The sequence below is a fragment of the Streptomyces sp. MB09-02B genome, assembly GCF_033794485.1.
GTDB lineage: Bacteria > Actinomycetota > Actinomycetes > Streptomycetales > Streptomycetaceae > Streptomyces.
On sequence record NZ_JARGEE010000079.1, the window covers coordinates 20,458 to 27,513 of the forward strand.

At 72.1% G+C, this 7,056-nt stretch carries 4 protein-coding genes and 1 pseudogene; 2 read left to right on the top strand and 3 right to left on the bottom strand.

Annotated elements, in window-relative coordinates; translation table 11 throughout:
• Positions 1–108: 108 nt before the first annotated feature.
• Together P1P70_RS14225 and rpmF are read right to left on the bottom strand one after the other, a co-directional pair.
• A complete protein-coding gene (locus tag P1P70_RS14225; protein ID WP_319237205.1) occupies positions 109–1,266 on the bottom strand; it encodes a GTP-binding protein in 1,158 nt (385 codons plus the stop codon).
• Between the two features lie 4 nt (positions 1,267–1,270).
• Positions 1,271–1,441, bottom strand: a complete 171-nt coding sequence (gene rpmF / locus P1P70_RS14230; RefSeq protein WP_033524576.1) for a 50S ribosomal protein L32 — start codon at positions 1,439–1,441, stop codon at positions 1,271–1,273.
• 177 nt (positions 1,442–1,618) lie between these two features.
• Here rpmF and P1P70_RS14235 point away from each other — a divergent pair, with 177 nt between their 5' ends.
• Both P1P70_RS14235 and P1P70_RS14240 read left to right on the top strand, forming a co-directional pair.
• Positions 1,619–2,602: a permease gene (locus P1P70_RS14235; RefSeq protein ID WP_319237206.1), complete on the top strand. Its 984-nt coding sequence runs from the start codon at positions 1,619–1,621 to the stop codon at positions 2,600–2,602.
• Complete coding sequence (locus tag P1P70_RS14240; RefSeq protein ID WP_319237207.1) at positions 2,599–3,342, top strand: TIGR03943 family putative permease subunit; 744 nt, start codon at positions 2,599–2,601, stop codon at positions 3,340–3,342. Before P1P70_RS14235 ends, P1P70_RS14240 begins: the two co-directional genes overlap by 4 nt.
• Positions 3,343–3,628: 286 nt before the next feature.
• On the opposite strand, the pseudogene P1P70_RS14245 reads toward P1P70_RS14240, so the two are convergent.
• A pseudogene (locus P1P70_RS14245) lies at positions 3,629–7,021 on the bottom strand (WD40 repeat domain-containing protein); the annotation flags it as partial.
• Between the last annotated feature and the right edge of the window lie 35 nt (positions 7,022–7,056).

Genomic DNA, 7,056 nt, shown 5'->3' on the forward strand with positions numbered 1-7,056 from the left:
CCTGAAAGGCCTACGGCCTTTCGGGCCGAAAAGCACGGGGCGCAGCCCCTGCTTTTTCAGGGGCGCGGGGAACTGCGCGACCAGCCCCCACCGGACCCGCAGACGACCTCACCCGCACACAACCCCGTGCACATCCCACGCCGGAAACGGATCATCCAGGGCCACCCCAAACCCGCCCCCGCCCTCGTCCTCCGTCACCAGACACCCGGCGAGAGCCGCCCGCAGGGCATCCACCCGCAACCCCGTTCCGATGAACACCAACTCCTGCGCGAACGGGGCCTCTTCGTCCTGCGCCGCGGTCGGTTCGAAGCGGGCCACCGACCCGGCCTGGGACCACAGCCCGACGACCCCCGTCCGCCCGGCGAGCGTGAAGAACCCCTTGGACCGCAGCACCTGCCCGAACGCGCCGCTGTCGAGCCCCTCGGTCACGAAGTCCCACAACCGCCCGGGATGGAAGGGGTGTTCGGACCGGAAGATCGTCGACGAGATGCCGTACTCCTCGGTCTCCGGCACATGCTCCCCGTTCAGCTCCCGCACCCATCCCGGCGCCTGCTGAGCCCGTTCGAGATCGAACGCCCGCGTGCCGAGCACCTCCTCGATCCGGACCCGCCCATGGCTGACCGGCACGATCCGCGCCGCCGGGTTGAGCCGCGCCAGGGTCGCAGCGAGCCGCTCGGCGGTCGCCGTGTCCACGAGGTCGGTCTTGTTCAGCACGATCACGTCGGCGAACTCCACCTGGTCCATGAGCAGATCGCTCACGGTGCGCTCGTCGTCCTCGTACTGGTCGAGCCCCCGCGCCACCAGCTCGTCCCCGCCTGCCAGCTCCGGCAGGAAGTTGACCGCGTCGACGACCGTCACCATGGTGTCGAGCCGCGCGAGATCCCCGAGCGTGGCCCCGTCGTCGCGCGCGAAGGCGAACGTGGCCGCGACGGGCATGGGTTCGCTGATCCCTGAGCTCTCGATCAGCAGATAGTCGAAACGCCCCTCGCGCGCGAGCCGGTCCACCTCCTCCAGCAGGTCGTCGCGCAGGGTGCAGCAGATGCACCCGTTGGTCATCTCGACGAGCCGCTCCTCGGTGCGGGACAGCGCCGCCTCGCCCCCGCGCACGAGCGCGGCGTCGATGTTGACCTCACTCATGTCGTTGACGATCACCGCCACCCGCAACCCCTCACGGTTGCCGAGGACATGATTGAGCAGGGTGGTCTTGCCCGCGCCGAGGAACCCGGACAGGACGGTGACGGGCAGCCGCCCCCGGAGCGTGGTCACGGCCTCAGCCCTCGGGGTGGATCAGCCCGCGCTCGTACGCCTTCAGCAGTCGCTGCGGTACGAGGTGGGTGGTGCCGTCGACCGTGAACGGCACCAGCTGGGGCGTGCTCGCCTTCCACTGGGCGCGACGGTGGCGGGTGTTGCTGCGGGACATCTTCCGCTTGGGTACGGCCATGGGGTCCTCCTCCACAGGGTGATGGTGTGATGGACCGGAACGCTACATGAAAATGGATCCCATTACTAAAAATGGGGTCCGGGGACCGTGAGCAACCCCGGGCCGGGCGCCGTATGGGAGGAAAGGGTCGAACAGGCCCGCTCGGCACAGTCGTTCCCTACGGAGGTACCGTCCCCCGTGGCCACAACCAAGGAAGAAGCCCCGCACCGCGGGCGGCATCTCGACCCACCCCTGCTGCTCACCATGCTGCTGGTTCTCGCGGTGGTGGCGCAGGCCCCGCTGCGTGGCCTGCTCTCCGCACCGGTGACCCAGAGCTGGATGACCGTGTTCGTCGCGGTGGTCGTGCAGGCCCTGCCGTTCCTGGTCATCGGGGTGCTGCTGTCGGCGGCCATCGCGGTGTTCGTGCCCGCGTCGTTCTTCGTCCGCGCGCTGCCGAAGCGACCCGCCCTGGCGGTCCCGGCGGCCGGCGTGGCCGGGGTGGTACTGCCGGGCTGCGAGTGCGCCTCGGTTCCGGTCGCGGGCGCCCTCGTACGCCGGGGCGTGACACCCGCGGCGGCGCTCGCCTTCCTCCTCTCCGCCCCCGCGATCAACCCGATCGTGCTGACCGCCACCGCCGTGGCCTTCCCGGGGAACCCCGAGATGGTGCTGGCCAGGCTGGTGGCGAGCCTGCTGGTGGCCTGCGCGATGGGCTGGCTGTGGCTACGGCTGGGCCGCGGCGAGTGGATGCGCCCGCCGGAGCGGCCGTCCTACGAGGGGCAGAGCAAGGGCGCGGCGTTCTGGGGCTCGGTGCGGCACGACGTGATGCACGCGGGCGGCTTCCTGGTCGTCGGCGCGATGGCGGCGGCCACGCTCAAGGCCGTCGTCCCGGCGAGCTGGCTGAACGCCGCCGCCGACAACCCGGTGATCGCGATCCTCGCCCTCGCCGTCCTGGCCGTACTGCTGTCGATCTGCTCGGAGGCGGACGCGTTCGTGGCGGCCTCCCTGACCCAGTTCTCCCTGACCTCCCGGCTGGCCTTCCTGGTCGTCGGCCCGATGATCGACCTGAAACTCTTCGCCATGCAGACCGCCACCTTCGGCCGCGCCTTCGCGCTCCGCTTCGCCCCCGCCACCTTCGCCCTCGCGATCCTGGTGTCGGCCCTCGTCGGGGCGGTGCTGCTGTGAACCGCCAGGCCCAGACCGTCGTCCTCTTCCTCACCGGCGGAGCCCTGCTGCACGCCGGCTTCACCGACCTCTACCTCCGCTACGTCAAGGCCGGCCTGCGCCCCCTCCTGATCGGCGCGGGCATCGTCCTCATAGCCGCCGCCGTCGCCACGCTCTGGTACGAACGCCGGGCGCGACAGCAGGAGCGACAGGCCGAGCCGCCCGCCCATGCCGACGAGTCACACCCCCACCGCGAACCCCGGGTCTCCTGGCTGCTCGTCCTCCCGCTGCTCGCCCTCGTCCTCGTCGCCCCGCCCGCCGCCGGCTCCTACACCGCGATGCGCACCGGCACGGCCCTCCAGGAACAGCCCTGGGGCTATCCGAAACTCCCCGCCGACGGCACCCTCCGCCTGAGCGTCGCCGACTACGCGGGCCGCGCGGTCTACGACAAGGGGCGCGCCCTCGCGGGCCGCCCGCTCAAGGTCACGGGCTTCCTCGCGTTCGACGACTCCGGCAAGCCGTACCTGGTCCGCATGGCCCTCAACTGCTGTGCCGCGGACGCCCAGCCCGTCAAGATCGCCCTCACCGGCGAGCTGCCCGTCGTCCTCCAGCCCGACACCTGGATCGAGGTCACCGGCACCTACACGCCGCAGCGGACCGAGGACCCCCTCAACGGCACCGCCGTCCCCTACCTCCGGGTCACCACGACCAAGCCGGTCAAGGCGCCGCAGGACCCGTACGACGAGGCCTGGAACGGCTGAGCGGAACGGGGGGGAGCGGAGGAGTGGGCGAGCGGGCCAGCCGGACGAGCGTAGGCCCGGAGGGCATGAAAGGGCCCGGTCGCTGGCGACGGGGGATGCACCAGCGACCGGGCTATGGCCAAGGCTAACAAGGCTGTTCGCGCGACGGGAGCCGACTGGTCGATAGCGTTGACAAGTTGTGATCGGGATCACGCGGCTCCACAGGGCCGTCCACCTCGCCCCCAGTCCCGTCCGGATGGCCGGAACGGACCGGGTGGCAGCCGCGAACACGCTGCTCAGCGGCCCGTCAGGCGCCCTCGCAGGGCGGCTCGTACGACAGCCGAGGCAAATACTCGTCCCACTTCTCCCGTGTGAGCACCCCGCGTGTCGACGAGCAGATGTGCCGTACGGCGTCGTCGACGTCCAGATTCCACAGCCGTACGGTGTCGGCGCCGCTGGAGACCCCGAGCATGTCGCTCTTCGGGCTGAAGGACAGGAACTGGCCCGTCTTGGCGTTGGGGCTCATCGCCCGGCCGATGGGGGAGGCGTCGGCGGGGCGGGAGACGTCCCAGAGGTGGACGGTGCTGTCGTTCCCGCCGCTGGCCAGGGTCCGGCCGTCCGGGCTGAAGGTCAGCGAGACGACCGCCTCCGTGTGACCCACGAGCGGCGCGCCCAGGCGCGTCGCTGCGCGAGGGTCGGAGACGTCCCAGAGCCGGACCGTGTCGTCGCCACCGCCGCTGGCCAGCGTCCTGCCGTCCGGACTGTAGACGAGGTCGCTGACCGCGCCGCGGTGGGCGGTCAGGGGCCCGTCGAGCCGCGTGGACCGGGCCGGGTCGGCCACGTCCCACAGCCGGATGGTGCCGTCCGCGCTGCCGCTGGCGAGCGTACGGCCGTCCGGGCTGAAGACGAGGGCGAGGATGTAACCCTTGTGTCCGGTGAGGGGCTTGCCGAGCGGGACGACGTGCGAGGGGTCGCTGACGTCCCACAACCGCACGTCGTGGTCGCCGTAGGAGGTGGCCAGGACCCGCCCGTCCGGGCTGTACGCCTGCGCGTCCGTGTACCGGATCCGCAGCTCGAGCGGTGACCCCCGCAGGACCGGGCGGGCCGGGTCGCTGACGTCCCACAGATACAGCGCCCGGTTTCCGGCCACGATCGAGAGGGTGCGGCCGTCGGGGGAGAACGACAGCGAGCGATTGCCGCTGTCCTTGAGCGTGAACGCCTTCCCCAGCAGCACCGGCCGGCCGGGCTCCGCCACGTTCCACAGCCGGATCCGGCCGTCGTGTCCGGCGGTGGCCAGCACCCGCCCGTCCGGCCGGAACACCCCGTTGCGGCCGACCATGTCCGAGGTCGGCAACGCCCACAGCCGGACCTTGCTGTCGCCGCTCCCGGTGGCGAGGGTCCGGCCGTCCGGGCTGAACCCCAGGGCGAACATCTCCCCGCTCGCCCCGGCCAGCGGCTCGCCGACCTGCGACGGGTACGCGGGGTCCTCGACGTTCCACAGACTCGCCGTGCTGTCCGCGCTGGCGGCGGCCAGCGTCCTGCCGTCCGGGCTGAACGCCACGGACCAGATGGGGCCGGTGTGCCCGGTGAGCGGCGCGCCCAGCGCGCGCGCCCGGCGCGGCTCGGCCACGTCCCAGAGCCGGACGGTGTTGTCCGAACTGCCGCTGGCCAGCGTCCGCCCGTCGGGACTGAAGGCCAGCGAGTGCACCAGGCTCGTATGGCCCTTGAGCACGGTCCCCAGCGCGCGCGGTGCACGCGGAACGGCCACGTCCCACAGCCGGATCGTGTTGTCGTCGCCCCCGGTCGCCAGTGTCTTCCCGTCCGGCCCGAACGCGACGGCGCGTACGGGAGCGCTGTGCCCGGTGAGGGGCGCGCCGAGCTCCGTCGCGTGCGCCGGGTCGCTCACGTCCCACAGCCGTACGGTGTGGTCCTCGCCCACGGACGCCAGAGTCCGCCCGTCCGGGCTGAAGGCGATGAGGAAGATGGTGCCGTCGTGCCCGGTCAGCGGTGCGCCCAGCGCGCGCGGCGCTCGCGGGTTGCGCACGTCCCACATACGGATCGTGCCGTCGTCACCGGCGCTGGCGAGCGTACGGCCGTCCGGTGCGAAGACCGCACTGCTCACCCAGCTGGTGTGCCCGGTGAGGGGCTTGCCCAGGGCCTTGGGACGGGACGGGTCCGCCACGTCCCACAGCCGCACGGACCGGTCGTAGCTGGCGGTGGCCAGGTACTTGCCGTCGGGGCTGAATGAGGTGAGGTAGACGGCACCGCCGTGGCCGAGGAGAGGGGTGGCGAGGGGCGCGTTGACGATCGAGACGAGCCGGTTGCCGGTGCCCTCGTCGTCGGGCCGCAGCTCGTGCGCCACCAGGTCGAGCTGGGCCGACAGCGACGGATCCGAGTACTGGACCCGATCGGCCTGGGCGAGAACCTGTTCGAACACCGCGTCGTTGCGCTGCTGCCAGGCGACCACCGCCGAGCCGACGGCCACCAGGGCGAACGCCACCAGCGCGGCCACGGCACTCCGCCGGATCCGGACGGTACGGCGGCGCAGCCGGACCGAGGCGGCCAGGAACTCCACGGCGCTGCGGGTCAGGAAGGCGTTGCCGGTGTGTCCGGGGTTCTTGGTGTTCCTGTTCGCGCGGCTCCCTTGCTTGCTGCGGCTCTCGTCCTTGGCGCGGCTTTCTTCCTTGGCGCTGCCCCCGTGCTTGCCGCCGCTCCTGTGCTTGCCGTCCGCACCGTCGGTGCGATCGGTGCGATCGGTGCGATCGGTGCGATCGGTGCGATCGGTGTGCCCAGTGTCCCCGGCGTCCCTGGTGGACTTCGCCCAGGTGTGCGCCTGTTCGAGCCGTGAGCCCCGGTAGAGCAGCGAGGGATCGCGCCCGGAGTCCTCCCAGGCGCGGCCGTCCTCCTCCAGCCGCTGCCGCAACAGATGGTCGTTGCGGCCCTCGTCGATCCACCCGCGCAGGCGCGGCCAGGCGTGCAGCAACGCCTCGTGGGTGATCTCCACGGTCTCCGCGTCCAGTGTCAGCAGCCGGGCGCGGGCCATCGCCTCCAGAGACTCCTCGGTCTTCTCCGGGTCCGCCGAGCCGTCCGCGAGCTGCCGCCGGGTGCCCCGGCGCCGGGTGGCCTGGGTGTCCTCGCCCAGCCGGACCAGTCGCAGCAACAGCAGCCGCGCCGCCGCACGGGCCGCCGGGTCCAGCCCCGACCAGGCCCGCTCGGCGGTGGCCGCCACCGCGCCCTGGATACCGCCGGCCGCCCGGTAGCCGGCCAGCGTCAGCCGGCCCGCCTTCCGCCGCTGCCAGGTCACAAGCAGGGCGTGCGACAGCAACGGCAGCACGCCCGCGTCGTGCGCCCCGCGCGGTCCGTCGGCGCTCACCTCGCGCACGATCAGCTCCGCAAGCCCCGGTTCCAGCTCCAGCCCCACGGCCTTGGCCGGGCCGGTCACCGCCTCCCGCAACTCCGCCGTGGTCAACGGCCCCAGCACCATGTGCCGGTGCTGCAGGGCGTCCGCCAGCTCGGGATAGCCGAGGCACTGCTCGTAGAAATCGGCCCGCACCCCCAGCACCACGACCACGGGCGCCGCACCGCCCTCCTCCCCGGGCGTGCACGCCGCACTGAGCAACTGCACGAACGTCCGCCGGTCCGCCTCGTCGGAGGAGAGCGTGAAGGTTTCTTCGAACTGGTCGACGACAAGTACGGGGCGAAAAGGGGGGAGGGCTGTCCCTTAAAAACACCGAC